Origin of the sequence: Bacillus sp. VT 712, from assembly GCF_001614195.1 — a bacterium.
GTDB classification, from domain to species: domain Bacteria; phylum Bacillota; class Bacilli; order Bacillales; family Bacillaceae_H; genus Priestia; species Priestia flexa.
Window position 1 is genome coordinate 1 of the sequence record NZ_LWBK01000078.1, and the last position, 2,643, is coordinate 2,643.

The following is a 2,643-nucleotide window of genomic DNA, read 5'->3' on the forward strand; positions in this document are numbered from 1 at the left end:
ATTGGCCAGTATCGGAAGAAAGTTCGCCTCCATCGTGAGTTAATTTGAGTTGGTGATTGAAATGAAGTGTTGTTTGCGGTAATCTAATCATGAGAAGAATCCTTTCTTTTGGTTAGTTCTTAGTCGATTTAACCTTAACAGAAATGGATTCTTTTTTCATTTTTTTAGTGAAAAAGAGAATCCCACAGGAAAGCCGATAAATCGCCTTTCCTGTGGGATTTTGTATTTGGGTATGAATAATTCAGGAATAAAATTCCTCCGATATATATTTTTATAGTTTTTTATAATAACTGCCTTTAAGACAGGTCTTACTTAAATAAGTTTGCTAATTTAGTACCAATCATGCCTTTTGTATCGCCTTTTTGTGCAAACTGTGAATATTCATCTGTTTGTTTATGATTTTCTGGCTTATAGGCAAGGGCTTTCTTTACGTTATCTTCAATCTTTTTAACAAGACCTTGAAATGCTTCAATCTCATCTTGGCTGCTAATAAATTCAGCAAAGTCGCTTAAACCTGCCTTTTCAATAGCAAACTCTAATTTTTCCTTTTCAAATGCTTCTCTATCCTGTTGTGCTTTAACTTCTTCGTCTGTTAGTTCTTTAGGTTTGTATTGAAGAAGTTCATCACGTTCAGCAACTAAAGCGTCATATTCTGCTTTTGCAACTGTTTCAACGTTTTCTTCTTGTTGCTGTTGTTGGTTATTTTCTTCCATTCCATTCACTCCTAAATTTTAATTGGTATATTTCCTCTAGTGAGGATAGGTTTTTCATTATGAGTACCTTTAAACTCAAAAACGATTTCTGTTTTATCTTCTGGAAGTACATAGTCATAAAAATAGACACCCTCATCAATCTTGTTGGTGTCATTAATAGTAAACTGATCTATTTGATTTTTACTTAAATCATAAGTAGTCAATTTAATATTTGTTGGATTAATTGCAACATCATCAAAATCTTTGAATCTAACTTGTAAGCGTACAGTATCGCCACCGAAAGCCATCATATCACCTCCACATTTGACCTATTTTCAATTACACATGAAACCGTATCATTTTCATTTAAATCACTCTCAGACGTATTAACTTTAAATAAACACACGGAATTATTTGTCCATAAGTCATAATTTGAATAATGGTCTACATAAAAAGAAACTCCTACAATCTGTTTTGGTTTCTGATTGCTAATAAAATTAAGGATTCCTTCAATTTTATCTACACTAGATACATTAACCCTTTTAACCTTTGCTTTACGCTTAATCGTAGAATAAATAGGGCTAATATGAGACGAAACATTCACATATATGCTTCTAACGCTTCTATTCTCCTGTGTAGACGTTGAATACAGTTCAGATATAAAACCATTACCAAACCTCTTAACATTCCTTACAACGTAATTTGAAGCGTCAATATTTAAGGATGTTCTCAGCTGTCTTTGGCTAGTTCTAACTGTGCTCGACTGTGCGAGAATAGTTTCGACTGTGCTCATTACATTAACATGTACATTTTGTATAACTGTATGGTCAAATACTCTGAGGTAAGGATAACTTCCCTCTGCTACATACCAAATATTTACCTTATCATAGGCGTAATAGCTAGAAGCTGTTTGCATTTGAGTTGTCGTATATCCTGTTGCACCTAGACCACTTGCACCGTCTGTAGTACATAAACTTGTTGTCTTATCGTAAAAACATGCTGTAATTGTTGTTCGTGCTGTTCCTGTGGTCGTGTTAGGACTTCCAATAAATCCTTTTGCACTTGCGCCTGTACCATTTTTAACAGTACCTAGAGAATAGCAATATCTAAATTTACTTGTTCCCGAATCCCTTGCAGCAAACCCACCTGTATATGCCATATATGTAGCATTAGTAGTATCAGCCAACACAGAAACATTAGTCCAACAGTTCTCAACAGTAGAACCACTATTACCACCTATCAAGCCACCTACACCATACTGTAATGAATGTACCTTACCTGTTGCATAACATCGTTGAATCACACAGCTATTCCAACAATAAGAAGATAACGCAGCCGAATATTGACCGCCTGTAATATCAACATTTTCTAACCCTAAATTCTTAACAGTAGCACCATTCAAACAACTAAATAATCCTGCATAGTTACCTGTTTGATTGATTTTAAGATTTATAATTTTATAACCTTTACCATCAAAGATACCTCTAAAGGATTGTTCAATTACTAATGATGTACCACCGATGGGAACAAAGTTAAATCCTGTTGCGTCAATATCATGTGCTAACTCATAGTTGGCTGTTAGGTTGTTTTGTACATTCTGTAAATCCTGTATATTCTCGATGATATAAGGACTTTCAACTGTACCTAGCCCTAACATATTAGTTTACCTTCGGAACTTGTAATTCGTGAGTAACCGTTAATTCATCGTAAGCCCGAAATATAAAAAATAGCGCACCTTCACGGTACGCACGACGAACGGCCAGCTAACTGAATTTTTTTCAGTTAGCTGGCTATTTTGCACATGTGGCTTGAATATTCTCTGACCATGGCATGTAATTATGTAAAATCTCAGGGTGTTGATGAAACGATATATTAGGTAATTCCGTCATCAGCTTTACCAAGTACTGATAAAAATCAATTCCGTTTGCTTTGGCCGTTTCAGCCAAACTCA

The 2,643-nt window shown here is 34.9% G+C and carries 4 protein-coding genes; all 4 read right to left on the reverse strand.

Translation table 11 applies throughout. The features are described 5' to 3' along the window. Positions 1-308 precede the first annotated feature (308 nt). A complete protein-coding gene (locus A2U94_RS19800; protein ID WP_025908333.1) occupies positions 309-713 on the reverse strand; it encodes a hypothetical protein in 405 nt (134 codons plus the stop codon). Between the two features lie 11 nt (positions 714-724). Further along, on the reverse strand, positions 725-1,003 hold the full coding sequence (locus A2U94_RS19805) for a hypothetical protein (RefSeq protein WP_231882793.1): 279 nt from the start codon (positions 1,001-1,003) through the stop codon (positions 725-727). Then, the gene (locus A2U94_RS19810; protein WP_025908335.1) at positions 1,000-2,349 is read right to left on the reverse strand and encodes a ZmpA/ZmpB/ZmpC family metallo-endopeptidase-related protein; all 1,350 of its coding nucleotides are present in this window, start codon (positions 2,347-2,349) and stop codon (positions 1,000-1,002) included. Before A2U94_RS19810 ends, A2U94_RS19805 begins: the two co-directional genes overlap by 4 nt. A gap of 133 nt (positions 2,350-2,482) precedes the next feature. Continuing rightward, a partial coding sequence (locus tag A2U94_RS20985) for a transposase domain-containing protein (RefSeq protein ID WP_197473421.1) occupies positions 2,483-2,643 on the reverse strand: 161 nt, incomplete at its 5' end.